13 protein-coding genes and 1 pseudogene are annotated in these 12,355 nt (G+C 70.8%); 7 read left to right on the top strand and 7 right to left on the bottom strand.

What is annotated here, in order from left to right; genetic code table 11:
* Nucleotide 1 precedes the first annotated feature (1 nt).
* The 4 genes and pseudogenes from LRS10_RS13610 to LRS10_RS13595 form a co-directional block, all read right to left on the bottom strand.
* On the bottom strand, nt 2-226 hold the full coding sequence (locus LRS10_RS13610) for a hypothetical protein (RefSeq protein WP_257837743.1): 225 nt from the start codon (nt 224-226) through the stop codon (nt 2-4).
* Nucleotides 227-559: 333 nt separating this feature from the next.
* The gene (locus LRS10_RS13605; RefSeq protein ID WP_308238021.1) at nt 560-670 is read right to left on the bottom strand and encodes a hypothetical protein; all 111 of its coding nucleotides are present in this window, start codon (nt 668-670) and stop codon (nt 560-562) included.
* Nucleotides 671-857: 187 nt separating this feature from the next.
* Nucleotides 858-1,424, bottom strand: a pseudogene (locus LRS10_RS13600) (PfkB family carbohydrate kinase); the annotation flags it as partial.
* 41 nt (nt 1,425-1,465) lie between these two features.
* Nucleotides 1,466-2,623: a trans-acting enoyl reductase family protein gene (locus LRS10_RS13595; RefSeq protein WP_257837742.1), complete on the bottom strand. Its 1,158-nt coding sequence runs from the start codon at nt 2,621-2,623 to the stop codon at nt 1,466-1,468.
* Nucleotides 2,624-2,697: 74 nt separating this feature from the next.
* Here LRS10_RS13595 and LRS10_RS13590 point away from each other — a divergent pair, with 74 nt between their 5' ends.
* Entirely contained in the window at nt 2,698-3,762 is a 1,065-nt protein-coding gene (locus LRS10_RS13590; RefSeq protein WP_257837741.1) for a protein O-GlcNAcase, read from the top strand.
* Nucleotides 3,763-3,863: 101 nt separating this feature from the next.
* Here LRS10_RS13590 and LRS10_RS13585 read toward each other — a convergent pair whose 3' ends face one another.
* Entirely contained in the window at nt 3,864-4,172 is a 309-nt protein-coding gene (locus LRS10_RS13585; RefSeq protein WP_257837740.1) for a hypothetical protein, read from the bottom strand.
* A gap of 114 nt (nt 4,173-4,286) precedes the next feature.
* On the opposite strand from LRS10_RS13585, the gene LRS10_RS13580 reads away from it, so the two are divergent.
* The 6 genes from LRS10_RS13580 to LRS10_RS13555 all read left to right on the top strand — a co-directional run bounded on the left by LRS10_RS13580 (nt 4,287) and on the right by LRS10_RS13555 (nt 9,507).
* Nucleotides 4,287-5,249, top strand: a complete 963-nt coding sequence (locus LRS10_RS13580; protein WP_257837739.1) for an aspartyl protease family protein — start codon at nt 4,287-4,289, stop codon at nt 5,247-5,249.
* Nucleotides 5,250-5,290: 41 nt separating this feature from the next.
* On the top strand, nt 5,291-5,896 hold the full coding sequence (locus tag LRS10_RS13575; protein ID WP_257837738.1) for a DUF4142 domain-containing protein: 606 nt from the start codon (nt 5,291-5,293) through the stop codon (nt 5,894-5,896).
* Between the two features lie 448 nt (nt 5,897-6,344).
* Nucleotides 6,345-6,635: a hypothetical protein gene (locus LRS10_RS13570; protein WP_257837737.1), complete on the top strand. Its 291-nt coding sequence runs from the start codon at nt 6,345-6,347 to the stop codon at nt 6,633-6,635.
* Between the two features lie 15 nt (nt 6,636-6,650).
* The gene (locus LRS10_RS13565) at nt 6,651-7,826 is read left to right on the top strand and encodes a zinc-dependent alcohol dehydrogenase (RefSeq protein WP_257837736.1); all 1,176 of its coding nucleotides are present in this window, start codon (nt 6,651-6,653) and stop codon (nt 7,824-7,826) included.
* Nucleotides 7,827-7,903: 77 nt separating this feature from the next.
* Nucleotides 7,904-8,158, top strand: coding sequence for a DUF378 domain-containing protein (locus LRS10_RS13560; protein WP_257837735.1), 255 nt, complete (start codon nt 7,904-7,906; stop codon nt 8,156-8,158).
* A gap of 98 nt (nt 8,159-8,256) precedes the next feature.
* Nucleotides 8,257-9,507, top strand: a complete 1,251-nt coding sequence (locus tag LRS10_RS13555) for an MFS transporter (RefSeq protein WP_257837734.1) — start codon at nt 8,257-8,259, stop codon at nt 9,505-9,507.
* Nucleotides 9,508-9,512: 5 nt separating this feature from the next.
* Here LRS10_RS13555 and LRS10_RS13550 read toward each other — a convergent pair whose 3' ends face one another.
* Both LRS10_RS13550 and LRS10_RS13545 read right to left on the bottom strand, forming a co-directional pair.
* Nucleotides 9,513-9,812, bottom strand: a complete 300-nt coding sequence (locus LRS10_RS13550) for a hypothetical protein (RefSeq protein WP_257837733.1) — start codon at nt 9,810-9,812, stop codon at nt 9,513-9,515.
* A gap of 55 nt (nt 9,813-9,867) precedes the next feature.
* Nucleotides 9,868-12,249, bottom strand: a complete 2,382-nt coding sequence (locus LRS10_RS13545) for a heavy metal translocating P-type ATPase (RefSeq protein ID WP_257837732.1) — start codon at nt 12,247-12,249, stop codon at nt 9,868-9,870.
* Between the last annotated feature and the right edge of the window lie 106 nt (nt 12,250-12,355).

The raw sequence follows: 12,355 nt of genomic DNA, 5'->3' as shown, positions 1-12,355 counted from the left end.
GCTAGCGGCCGGCCCGGAAGGCGCTCCACATCAGGGCGACGCCGGAGAACACCATCGCCTGGGCCACTGCCGAATAGACCGCCGCGGGCGCGAGGCCCAGCCGCATGGCCCAGGCGTCGGACGTCGACATGGCCCAGACCATCCAGGTGAGGGCGGCAGAGCCCGCGAGCGCCAGAACCGCCCCGCCGACAGCTCGCTTCCAACCAATGCGCCGTGTCTCGCCCATGCGGCATCTTCCCGGGCCGACGTCCACGCCGCCTTGATCCTTCTCAAATGGCGGGTAGTCGACGCAAGATGCTGTGATGTAAGGGATTCTACCGCAGGGCTGTTGCCGCAGGGCGGAATTTCCGCCACCCTGCGTTGTGGGGGAGCGCACTTGAGGGACGAAATGCGCATCCGCTGGGACAGGGTTCTACCCCTGGCTGCGGTCGTGATCTTCTGGATCCTGGTCTTAGGCCTGGGGTCCCGACTGATGGACTTCTGGCCATAGGCGTGTCGAACTTGCAGGCCGTCCGGTTCGCGCCGGGCGGCCTCATCCGTCAGGCCCGCCGGGGGGACCTCAAGCGACAGGCATCGCCTCGCGCGGGACGATCGCCCCGATGTGCTGCACGACCAGGCCCGCCAGCCTGCGGCCCGCCGCCACCGCGTCTTCGGGAGACGCGCCGTCCAACCGCGCCGCCAGATAGCCCGCGTTGAAGCTGTCGCCAGCCCCCCGTGGTGTCCTTGGGCTTCACCGTCGCCCCGGGCGCGATCCGCAGCGGCTCTGCATCAGGCGTCAGGACGCGCAGCGAATGGTCGTGCTGGCGATGCACCACCTCGGCGCCGGCCGCCGCCCAGCGCTCAGGCGCCTCGTCTCCGAGCCCCAGGGCGTCCAGGTCCTCGGCGCTGGCCGAGACGAAGCGCGCCTTGCCCGCCGCCTGCTCGATCGCCGCTCGCGCCGTTTCCGCGTCCGGCCATAGCCGCGCCCGATAGTTGAGGTCAAAACCGACAGCCTTGGCCTCGCCCGCGAGTTCCGCCAGCCGCGTCCGGCCCGACTCGCCGACCACCGCGAGCGTGATGGCCGAGAAGTAGGTCAGGTCCGCAGCCTTCGCCGCTGCGCCCAACGCCGCCTGATCGGCCAGTTCGGCGAACTGCCGCACCGGCGCCTCGCCGCGCCAGTAGAAGAACCGCCGCTCGCCGTTCGCATCCCGCTCGATCGCATAGAGCCCCGGCACGCGGCCCTCGACCCGCCGGATCAGGCCCGCGTCGAGGCCCTCGGCGGCCATGGCCTCGACGATCCCGCCGCTGAACGGATCGTCCCCGCCCAGCACGGTCGCATAGGCCACGTCGTGGCCCAGTCGCGCGAGATAGACCGCGGTGTTGTAGGTGTCGCCTGCATAGCCCAAAGCCCCCTGGCCGGCGCCGGCCAGGCTGAGCTCCACCATCACTTCGCCGATCGAGATCACGCGCCCCATGGGCTGCGTCTTTAAGCGGCTTCGACCTCGAAAGTCAGCCCCGCGTTCTGCGAGAGCCGGTCCACGAGACGACCCTGCAGGGCCGCGCCGGGCGTCCAGACGCCGCCCGGCACGTCGGGCGCGTTGACCAGCGCAATGGCGGTTTCGGCCAGCATCTTCGAAGTGGAGCCATAGCCCGGGTCCTTGTCGCCCTTCACCGCGGCTCGCACCTGCCGACCGTCGTCGGCGCGGGCGATGAACAGCAGGTCGTAGAAGCCGCTCTCGCGCTCCGCCTTGGTCGGGCCCTCGCCGGGCTTCGGCCCGCCGCCCGGGATCGAGCCCAGGTCGGTGAAGGTCGCCGGGCCGCCCGGCCCGCCCATGGCCATCTCGTCGTAGACGAAGTCCTTGCCGTAGGCGTGTCCCATCAAGAGGTTCGAGCGGTGAACGTTCTTGGTGTTGATCACCGCCATCATGAACGGCGCCACGGGCCCGACGTCCGGGTCTTCCTCGGGCGACATGCCCGGCGGCTGGGCCGGCCCCTCGAAGCCTGGGGTCAGCCCGAAGGGGCTCATCATCACCGCCATCTGCGACGGATCCTTCTGCAGGGCCTCCATGGTCGCCTTGCCGCTCGCCGCGGTGCCGCCCGACAGCCCGCCCTGGATCTTCCGCACCCGGCCCTTCACGTGCCGGGCCGGCGCGCCCAGCGTCTTCTTGGCCGCCTCCTGCACGAAATAGACGCCCAGCTCGAAGGGGATCGAGTCGAAGCCGCACGAGAACAGGATGCGCGCGCCCGTCTGCTTGGCCGTGGCGTCGTGCGCATCGATCATCTTGCGCATCCAGTTGGGCTCGCCGCACAGGTCGAGGTAGTCGGTCCCGGCTTCCGCGCAGGCCGCCACCAGGTCCGAGCCGTACAGCTGATAAGGGCCGACGGTCGTCACCACCGCCTTGGCCCGACGCACCATCTCCCGCACCGAGGCCGGGTCGGCGGCATCGGCCACCACCAGCGGCGTGTCCTTCGGCGCGCCGATCTCGTCACGCACCTGGGCCAGCTTCTCGGCCGACCGGCCGGCCATGGCCCACTTCACCTCGCCGCCGACTCCGTAGCGCTGCGCCAGGTGCTCGGCCACCAGTCGGCCGGTATAGCCGCTGGCTCCATAGACGATCAGGTCGAACTCGGCGTTGGCGTTCATCGGGCGTCCCTCGTGTTGACGCGCGACCTTACGAATTTACGTCGTTACAGCAATCGTCGGCTTATGGTCCCACGATGCCGCCGCTCGGAATCATCGAAGGCTTCTTCGGCCGCCCCTATTCGTGGGAGGAGCGCGCCGAGATGGTTCGGGCGCTCGCGCCCGCCGGCTACGGCTTCTACCTCTATGCCCCGAAGGCCGACGCCTTCCTGCGCAAACGCTGGCGTGAGCCGTATGCGGAGGCCGACCTGCGGCGGCTGGCCGACTTCGCCGCCGTCTGCCGCGACGTGGGCGTCCGCTTCGGCGTGGGCTTGAGCCCCTATGAGCTCTACCGCGACTTCGACCAGGCTTCGAAGGCGGCGCTCGCCGCCAAGCTGGACCAGCTCGCCAGCCTCGGTCTCGACGACCTCGGCGTCTTCTTCGACGACATGCGCGGCGACCTGCCGGACCTCGCGGCCAGCCAGGTCGAGATCGTCCACTGGATCGCCGGGCGCGTGCCCGACGCCCGCCTGATCGCCTGCCCCAGCTACTATTCCGACGACGGCGTGCTGGACCGCGTGTTCGGCCAGCGGCCCGCGAACTATCTCGACGACCTGGGCGCAGGGCTCGACCCCGCCATCGACGTCATGTGGACCGGCGAGGAGGTGTGCAGCCTGCAGATCATGCCCGCCCACCTCGAACGCGTCGCCGGCCAGCTGCGCCGCAAGCCGTTCCTGTGGGACAACTACCCGGTCAACGATGGCCCGCGAATGAGCCGCTTCCTGCACCTGCGGGCCTTCACCGGCCGCCCGGCCGAGATCGGCGGGCACCTGGCCGCGCACGCGATCAACACTGCGTCCCAGGCGGTCCTCAGCCGCATCCCCGCGCTGACCCTCGTCGACAGCTACCGCGACGGCGCGGCCTACGCCTATGCCGCGAGCTTCCGCCGCGCCGCGCGGCAGGTGCTGGGCGACGACTTCGCCGCCCTGATCGAGCGCAACCTGCTGGCCCTGCAGGACTCCGGCCTCGACGGCATGTCCGACGACCTGAAGCGCAAGCTTCGGGAGCGGCTTGCGGAGCACGACCACCCCGCCGCCCGCGAGATCGAGGCCTGGCTGGACGGCGCCTACGCCATCGGCGCCGACGAACTGCAGACCCAGTAGCTAGCCATCCCGCCCCGCCTCCGGCCTGCGCCGCGCAGCCCGAAACTGCCGCGGGTTGGCGTCCTCCGACAATTAGATGAGATGGTTGAAGAATCTCCGCCTCAGCCGTACCCGCGATCGTCGTAGTCGGCGTCCGGTCTGTCCTGGTCGCCCTGCTGGCCCGAGGCCGCCTCGCCGCCCTCCTCCTGCCCGCGGCCGCTCATCGCGCCGCCGCCCTCGCCTTCCGAGGCCGTGGGGCCCGGCGTGCGCGGGGCGAAGCTGCGTTCGCCGGGCTGGCTGCCGCCGTTGGTCAGCGTGCCTTCGATCCGTTCACCCTGCCCTCCAGCCTCCTGCTGCCCCTGGGGCGCCGTCCATTGGCTGCTCTCCTGGGTCCGTTCGCCGCCATCTGGCCGTCCGGTTTCCTGTCCCATGGTCGCCTCCTTCTGTTGACCTGCAGGAGACGGCCGGGCCCGGGCGCCTGTTCCAGCCTCCAGCAAATGAGCGGCGCCCTTCTTCCGCCCGCGGCTTCCGGCTAGAGGTGACGCGTGTTCTCCCGCCGCGTCCTTCTTTCGCGCCTGGGCCTGCTCGCTGCTGGCGGCGCGGCGCTGTGGCTCGTCCGCGATCGCATCCCCTGGCCGCCGCCGAGGACGGTCTTCGACGCCGAGCCCAGCACGCCCTGGATACCGCTGCCCCGCGACGCGCGGCTGATCGAGATCGAGGGTCGCGCCGCGGGCCATCCGGTGCGCATCGTCGTGGACTCGGGCGCGCAGTTCTCCGCCATCGACCGGACGCTCGCCCAGGCGCTCGAACTCCCCCAGGCGGCGACCCTGCCGATGCTGGCCTATGGCGTCAGCGGTCAGCCCAGCCTGACCCACACCGTCCGCTTCGACCTCGCCCTCGAGGGGCTGGCCGTGCAGGGCATGCGCGCGGCCGTGCTGGACATCGCCGGCCTCGCCGCCGCCACCGGCCGCGAGTTCCACATGCTGCTCGGCCGCGACGTGCTGCGCGAGCTGGTGCTGGAAGCCGATTTCCCGCGCGACCGCGTCCGCTTCCACCGCCCCGAGGCCTACCGGCCGCCGCCCGACGCCCGGCCCGTGGCGCTCAAGCTGGTCGGGGGCGCGCCGATGACGCCCGTCAGCGTCGAGGGGTCCGCTCCGGTCGACGTCCTGGTGGACACCGGCGCCAGCGGCGTTCTTGCGCTCTCGACCGAGGCGGCCCGCAGCGCCGGACTGCTCGCGCCGGGGCGCAGGGTCGACAGCGCCCACTCCGTCAGCCTCGGCGGGATCAGCCTCGACCAGCTGGTGCGCGCAGAGACGGTGGAGGCTGCGGGGCTCACCCTGCGCGGGGTCGACGTGCAGATCTATGCGCCGAGCGCCAAGGGGGCGATTCCGCCGGGCCTGCTGGGCTCAGGCCTCTTCCGCCGCTACCGCATGGCGCTCGATCTCGACGGCGGCCGGCTCTTCCTCATTCCCGCGGCGGCGAGCCTCGTACGGGAACCAAGGCCGTAGCGCGGCATTCCGCCTCCCACACGGATAGGGAGATGCCGTCCATGAAACGCGCCTTTTTGATCAGCGCCGCCGCGCTTTCGGCCCTCACGCTCGCCGCCTGCAACCGCCAGGAGGCCGCGACCAACGAAGCCAACCCCGGCCAGAGCCAACCGGTCAATGCCGCCCAGGACGCCGTCGGCGCCGCGGTGGGCCAGGTTTCGGCCTCGACCATGGGCGCCAACTCCACCGACGCCTTCGTCGGCAACGCCGCCATGAGCGACATGTACGAGATCGAAGCCGGCAAGATGGCCCAGGAGAAGGGTCAGTCCGCCGACGTGAAGGCCTTCGGCAAGCAGATGGTCACCGACCATACGGCGATGTCGAACGAGATGAAGGCCATCCTCGCCAAGAACAACATGACCCCGCCCGCCGAGCTCGACCAGCGCCGCAAGGGCATGCTCGACAACCTGCGGGCGGCCAACGGCGCCGACTTCGACCGCGCCTACATCGCCCAGCAGGACGCCGCCCACGCCGAGGCGCACACCCTGATGACGGGCTACGCCCAGAACGGCGACAACGCCGAGCTGAAGGCGCTCGCCCAGAAGGCCGCGCCCAAGATCCAGGCCCACCACGACAAGGTGAACCAGATCAAGGCCGGCATGAAGTAAGACCCTTCTCCCGCATCCGGGACGCCAACGCCCGCCGGTCTTCCGGCGGGCGTTTTCGCGTCGGCGAAGGCCCGCCGCGACGGACCCCGCCGATCTTTAAGCAAGTCTGGGAACAGGACGCCCCGCTCGACGGTCTCATCTGTCGCATCCACCACAGATTGCGAGAGGAGCCCGGACGTGTCGCTCTCACACACCTCATCCGAGGCGCGGCCGCGCGCCGATGGCGCGTCAGGCGCCGCCCCCGAACCCCGAAGCTGGCTCAGCGGCGAGGCGTTCCAGAACTTCGCCAGGTCGCCCTCCGCCGCGATCGGCCTGCCCGGCGGCAAGCGCGTGACGCTGGCCACCGACCGCGTGCGCGCCAAGCCCGCGCTGACCCCGACCCTGTCTGGCACGCTCGGGCAGAACGCCATCGGCCTTGGCGTGTGGGGGCCTGACCTCGCCCAACAGCGTGAACCGCTTCCTCGGGATGGACGCCAATCCCCAGACCGTGCAGCTCCTGTTCGGCGCCCGCGAGATGGCGACCGGCCTGCGCCTGGTCAGCGATCCCACCTGCAAGATGACGCTCTGGGCGCGCGTAGCGGGCGACGTGTTCGACATCGCCGTCCTGCGTTCGCTCGACAAGCCCGAGAACCCCAAGCGGGGCAACGTCCGCCTGGCCCTGGGCGTCGTCGTCGCCGTCACCGCACTCGACGTGCTCGCCGCCTGGCGACTGAGCACCGTCAAGCGCACCTGCCCGTAAAGAGAGGAGCCCGCGATGAAAGCCATCTGCTGGCAAGGCAAGAAGGACCTCCGTTGCGAGGAGGTGCCCGATCCGATCATCGAGGATCCCAAGGACGCGATCATCCGCGTCACCTCGACCTGCATCTGCGGCTCGGATCTGCACCTGATGAACGGCTTCGTGCCGACCATGTGCAAGGGCGACGTCATGGGTCACGAACCCATGGGCGAAGTCGTCGAGGTGGGCGCCGAGGCCCGCGCCGCCGGCCTGAATGTCGGCGACCGGGTGGTCGTCCCGTTCCAGATGATCTGCGGCCAGTGCGAACAGTGCCGCGCCGGCAACTACTCGGTCTGCCAGGTCACGAACCGAAACGCCGACCTCGCCAAGGCCTTCTTCGGCGACACCACGGCGGGCCTGTTCGGCTACTCGCACATCACGGGCGGGTACGCTGGCGGTCAGGCCGAATATCTGCGCGTGCCTTTCGCGGCCTCCACTGTGGTCAAGATCCCGAAGACGGGGATCGACGAGAAGTACATCTTCCTCTCCGACATCCTGCCGACCGGCTGGCAGGCCGCGGCCTTCGCCGACATCCAGCCGACCGACACGGTCGCCGTCTGGGGCTGCGGCCCCGTCGGTCTCTTCACCGTCCTGTCCGCGATCAAGATGGGCGCTCAGCGGGTCATCGCCATCGATGACGTCCCCGAACGACTGGAGATGGCCGCCAGCCTCGGCGCCCAGGTTCTCGACCGGCGCGGCACGAACGTCCTGCAGGCCTTGAAGGACATGACCGACGGTCACGGCCCGGAGAAGTGCATCGACGCCGTCGGTATCGAAGCCCATGGGCCGACTGCCGTGCTCGAGCTGATCGACCGTGTCCAGACCGCGCTCAAGCTGGAAACCGAGCGGCCGATCGCGCTGCGTGAGGCGATCATGGCCTGCAAGGCGGCGGGCACGGTCTCGATTCCCGGCGTCTACGGGGGCCTGTCCAACATGATCCCCATGGGCGCGCTCATGAACAAGGGCCTGACCATCCGCACGGGCCAGACCCATGTGAAGCGTTGGACCGACGAGCTGCTCCGCCGCATCGACGAGGGCGACATCGACCCGACCTTCCTCATCACCCACACCGCCCCGCTCGGCCAGGCGCCGGAGCTGTACAAGATCTTCCGCGACAAGCAGGACGGCTGCGTGAAGGTGGTCCTGAAACCCTGACCCTCATTTGAGACGCGGGGGATACTTCCAGTCCCCCGATGGTTGCTTCAGGCACGGAAACCTCGAGGAGACGACGAATGAAGTGGCTCAATGTCATCACCCTGGCCCTGGTGATCATCGGCGGCCTGAACTGGGGTCTGGTCGCCCTGGGCGGGCCTGAAATGGACCTCGTCGCCAGCCTGTTCGGCGGCCAGGACAGCGGCCTGGCGCGGGTCGTCTACGGTCTGGTGGGCCTGTCGGCGCTGTGGCAGCTCATGCCCTTCTTCAAGGCCATGCGCGTCGGCGAGGTCAACGCCGAGGCCGATCATCACGGCCGCATGACCACCCGCTAACGGACGACGCTGACGATGATGCGCGGGGTCCCGGCGACAGCCGGGGCCCCGTTCGTTTTGGGGTGGAGGCCACGCGCGGCGGACGCTAAGCCCGAGCGATGTCCCCGCCGGAGCCAGAGCCGACCGCCGAGCCGACCGCCGCGGCGCCGAAGCCCGCCCCGAAGGCGGCGCTGCCGGTCATGCTGCTGCTGGTGTTCCTCAGCCTGATCGGCTTTGGCGTCGTGATCCCCCTGCTGCCGTTCTTCGCCGAGGTCTTCGAGGCCGAGGCCTGGCAGGTGGCGCTCCTGTTCTCCGTCTTCTCCGCAGGCCAGTTCCTGGGCGAGCTGACCTGGGGCCGACTGTCGGACCGCATCGGCCGCCGCCCCGTGCTGCTCATCACCATCGTCGGGTCGGCGCTGGGCTACATCGGCCTGGCTTTCGCGCCCGGCATCTGGGTGGCCGTCGCCGCCCGCGCCTTCGCCGGGTTCTTCTCGGGCAACATGTCGGCCATCCAGGGCTACATCGTCGACGTTTCGCCGCCCGAGCGGCTTGCCGGACGGCTGGGCCTAGTGGGCTCGGCCTTCGGGGTGGGCTTCGTGGTCGGACCGGCGATCGGTGGGCTGCTGGCCCGTCCCGAGCTGGGCGCCGCCGGCTTCCGCCCGCCCCTGCTGCTCGCCGCGGGCGCCTGCGGCCTGGCGGTGGTCGGCATCCTGGCCTTCGTCCGCGAGTTCCGCACCCCCGGCGCCGCGGCCGGGCCGCGCCGCAATCCCCTCGAGGGCCTGAAGGAGGTCGCGGGCCATCCAGTGCTGACCCTGGTCTTCGGAACGATCTTCTTCGGCTTCTTCGCCAGCTCGGCCCTGTGGTCGGTGCTCGGGCTCTGGATGGACGCCCGCTTCCACTGGGGCCCGCGGGAAGTGGGCTTCGTCATGGCCATGACGGGCATCGCCGCCGCTCTGACCCAGGGCATGGTCGCCGGCGTCATGGTCCGTCGCCTGGGCCAGGGCCCCACCATCGCCGTCGGCCTGGTGGCGGCCGCCGTCACGACCTGCGCGATGGCCGCCTCGCCGTGGGGCTGGCTCGCCGCCGTCCTGCTGGTCGCCTCGGTGGTCGGCCATGCCGCCTGGCAGCCCGCGGCCATGGCCATCGCCTCTCAGTCCACGACCTCGGACAGGCAGGGCGCCGTGCTGGGCGCGGCGACCGCTTCGGGCTCGCTGTCGCGCGTGCTGGGCCCTCTGTTGGGCGGCGTGCTGTTCTCGAAGATCGGGCCCTGGGCGCCGGTGTTCGCGGCGGGCCTCTTCATGCTGCCGGGCGCGTGGCTCGGCTGGCGTGCGGCGGCGGCCCTCCGCAAGTGGAAGGCCGCCGGTGCCTAGACGCCCTACCTCGGCGGCGCCGCGCCCGCGGGCGCGGTCGTGACGCCGCTGGAATCCGAAGGCGGCGTCACCACCACGGCGGTGTTCGAGCCCTGCGGCGTCTCGGCGACGGCCGCGGCGCCCTCGGCCGCCGCCTTCAGCTGAGCGTCGCTCACCTGGCTCTCCGGCAGGGTCGTCGAGACCTCCGCCTGGGCCGTGCCGGTGTTGACTTCGGCCTCGCGTTCGCGGTTTCCGCAGGCGGTCAACAGGGACGCGCTCGCGAGCAGGGCTACGGCCGCGACGGCCGCCTTCGAACTCCGGGTCATCGGTATCTCCTGGGTTGGACCGTCCGGTGAAGCCGCGGAAGCCCCGGCCGGTTCCCTAGAGCGCGACGGATCGCAGCCGCAGGGCGTTGCCGACCACGCTGACGCTCGACAGCGCCATGGCCGCCGCGGCGATGGCCGGCGACAGCAGCCAGCCGAAGACCGGATACAGCACGCCCGCCGCGATCGGGACCCCGGCGACGTTGTAGGCGAAGGCGAAGAACAGGTTCTGACGGATGTTGGCCATGACCGCTTTCGACAGCCGCCTTGCCTTGACCAGCCCCTGAAGGTCGCCCTTCAGCAGGGTGACGCCGGCGCTCTCGATGGCCACGTCGGCGCCAGCCCCCATCGCCACGCCCACGTCGGCCGCCGCCAGGGCGGGGGCGTCGTTCACCCCGTCGCCGGCCATCGCCACCCTGCGTCCCTCGCGGCGGAACTTCTCCACCACGGCGGCCTTGTCCTGCGGCAGCACCTCGGCTTCGACGTCCTCGATGCCCAGCCGGCGCGCCACCGCCTGCGCCGTCGTCCGGTTGTCGCCAGTCATCATCACCAGCCGCACGCCCGCCGCCTTCAGCGCCCGCACGGCCTCCGGCGTGGTGGCCTTGATCGGGTCCGCGATCGCGAACACCGCCGCCGCCTGTCCGTCCACGGCCATGAAGATCGCCGTGGCGCCGTCGGCCCGCAGCACGTCAGCCTCAGCCTCGACGCCGGCCGTGTCGACCCCCTGCTCCGCCAGGAACCTGCCCGAGCCCAGCAGCAGCGTGCGGCCGTCGACCTCGCCCAGCACGCCCTTGCCGACGGGCGAGTCGAACCCGCTCGGCTCCGACAGCGGCAGGCCGCGCGCCCTGGCGGCCTGCACGATCGCCTCGGCCAGCGGATGCTCGCTGCCCCGCTCCAGGCTCGCGGCGAGCCGCAGCAGCTCGGCCTCCTCGTAGCCGGCCGCCGGCCGGATCGCCGTCACCGCCGGGCGGCCCTCCGTGAGGGTGCCGGTCTTGTCCACCACCAGGGTGTCGATCGTCTCAAAACGCTCCAGCGCCTCGGCGTTCTTGATCAGCACGCCCGCCTGCGCCCCGCGGCCAACGCCGACCATGATCGAGAGCGGCGTCGCCAGGCCCAGCGCACACGGACAGGCGATGATCAGCACCGAGACCGCCGCCACCAGGGCGAAGCCGAACCGCGGCTCCGGCCCCAGCACCGCCCAGGTCGCGAACGCCACGCCCGCCGCCACGATCACCGCCGGCACGAACCACCCGGCGACGACGTCGGCCAGCCGCTGGATCGGGGCCCGACTGCGCTGCGCCTGGGCCACCATCTGCACGATCTGCGACAGCAGGGTGTCGGCGCCCACCTTCTCGGCCCGCATGACGAACGACCCGGTCCGGTTGATCGCGCCGCCGATCACCTTGTCTCCGGCCGACTTCGTCACCGGCATCGATTCCCCGGTGACCATCGACTCGTCGATGGACACCCGCCCCTCCAGCATCTCGCCGTCGACGGGGATCTTCTCGCCCGGCCGCACGCGCAGCCGGTCGCCGACCAGGACGTGGTCGAGGGTCACCTCCTCGTCTTCGCCATCCGCCCGCACCCGCCGCGCGGTCTTCGGCGCCAGGTCCAGCAGGGCCTTGATCGCCCCCGAGGTCTGCTCCCGGGCGCGCAGCTCCAGCACTTGGCCCAGCAGCACCAGCACAGTGATGACCGCCGCGGCCTCGAAATAGATCGGGACCGCCCCGTCCTCACTGCGGAACGCGGGCGGGAAGACCTGCGGCGCCAGCGTCGCAACCACGCTGTAGAGCCAGGCCACGCCCACGCCCATGGCGATCAGCGTGAACATGTTGAGGTTGCGGGTGACCAGCGACCTCCAGCCCCGCTCGAAGAACGGCCAACCCGCCCACAGCACCACCGGCGTCGCCAGCACGAACTGCAGCCACGTCGAGGTCGTTGGCGACACATGGTGGTGCAGGCCCGGGAACAGGTGGGCGCCCATCTCCAGCCCGAAGACCGGCAGCGCCAGCCCGAGGCCGATCCAGAACCGCCGGCTCATGTCCGCCAGCTCCGGATTGGGCCCGGCCTCCGCCGTGAACACTTCCGGCTCCAGGGCCATGCCGCAGATCGGGCAACTGCCGGGACCGACCTGCCGGATCTCCGGGTGCATGGGACAGGTGTAGATCGTGCCGGCCGGGGGCGGCGGCTCGGCCGCGCCCGCGTCCTTGTCCAGGTACCTGGCGGGATCGGCCGTGAACTTCGTAAGGCATCCGGCCGAGCAGAAGTGGAACGTCTCGCCGGCGTGCTCAGCATGGTGGGGCGTCGCGGCGGGATCGACCCTCATCCCGCAGACGGGGTCCACCCCCCGCCCCGCGGCGCCGCCCCCCGAACAACAGCCGTGACCCTCAGCGTGGTGGTGGCCGTGCTGATGGTGATGATGCTCGTGCGCCTTGGCCATCGGAGCCTCCGTCGGTCGATATACCCCATAGGGGCATCCATGCTGACTGGAGATATACCCGTGGGCCGCAGGTTGCAATTACCCATGGGGGGTATATTCTGCAGAT

The sequence above is a fragment of the Phenylobacterium sp. J426 genome, from assembly GCF_024699945.1.
In the GTDB taxonomy this organism is placed as follows: domain Bacteria; phylum Pseudomonadota; class Alphaproteobacteria; order Caulobacterales; family Caulobacteraceae; genus Phenylobacterium.
This window is presented reverse-complemented; position numbering and strand designations above follow the sequence as displayed.